At 62.0% G+C, this 1002-nt stretch carries 1 protein-coding gene; it reads left to right on the plus strand.

Going from position 1 to position 1002, the window contains the following annotated elements; translation table 11 throughout:
• The first annotated feature begins 195 nt into the window (after positions 1-195).
• Positions 196-780: an HhH-GPD-type base excision DNA repair protein gene (locus tag PJL15_RS22540; RefSeq protein WP_281453353.1), complete on the plus strand. Its 585-nt coding sequence runs from the start codon at positions 196-198 to the stop codon at positions 778-780.
• The last annotated feature ends 222 nt before the right edge of the window (positions 781-1002 follow it).

Raw genomic sequence — 1002 nt, forward strand, 5'->3', positions numbered from 1 at the left:
AAGAAGAGTTATTTTTGGCCGCCTACCGAACCGTACACACCTTCCGGCTTTCCGTTTCGCACCCGGCGACTCAGAAAACAATACACGCCCCACAACCCCAACGCAAATCCACCACCCAACACCCCCAAAACCCCCACCAACCCAACCAAATCCCCGTCGGATCCCACCGTGACCACGCTGCCAGCGGGTGGGAGGATGGGACGCATGGAACTGCACATCACCGGCGATGCCGCCGCGGACAAGCTACTCAGCGAAGACGCCTTCGCATTGTTGACGGGCATGCTGCTCGATCAGCAAGTCACTATGGAATCTGCTTTTGCCGGCCCGGAGAAAATCCTTACGCGACTTGGCACCCTGGAACCGGGTGTTGTCGCGGAGCAAGATCCGGACAGGTTCGTGGAGCTCTTCAAAGAGCGGCCGGCCGTCCATCGTTTCCCTGGCTCGATGGCAGGCAGGGTCCAGGCGCTGGCAGCTACGGTGCATGACGACTGGGACGGAGATGCGGCCGCGATCTGGACGAGGGGGAATCCCGATGGCCCAGAGGTCTTGCGCAGGCTCCAGGCCCTGCCTGGATATGGGGAGCAGAAAGCGAAAATCTTCCTGGCACTTTTGGGCAAGCAGTGCGGCCTCACAGCTCAAGGGTGGCAGGAGGCCGCCGGCCACTATGGCCAAGATGGCTCCTACCTGTCCGTAGCCGACATCGTGGACCCGGACTCCCTGGTAAAGGTTCGCGCCAGCAAGCAAGCAGCGAAGGCTGCCGCGAAGACAACTGCTTCCTGAACGGGCTCGCCCGTTTCCCTATGGATTCCCCGCGGGCCTGGATTGAACCGTCAGGCCGGGGTCGCTGACGCGGCCGGGGGTTTCCGGAGCGTGGGTTGTTTGGTGGTTAAAGTGGGAGAGCCCCGACCTGTGGTCGGGGCTCTCACCTTTAATGGTTGTCCGGCGGTGTCCTACTCTCCCACACCCTCCCGGGTGCAGTACCATCGGCGCTGTGGGTCTTAG

This window comes from Paenarthrobacter nitroguajacolicus (assembly GCF_029952445.1).
Lineage (GTDB): Bacteria > Actinomycetota > Actinomycetes > Actinomycetales > Micrococcaceae > Arthrobacter > Arthrobacter nitroguajacolicus_B.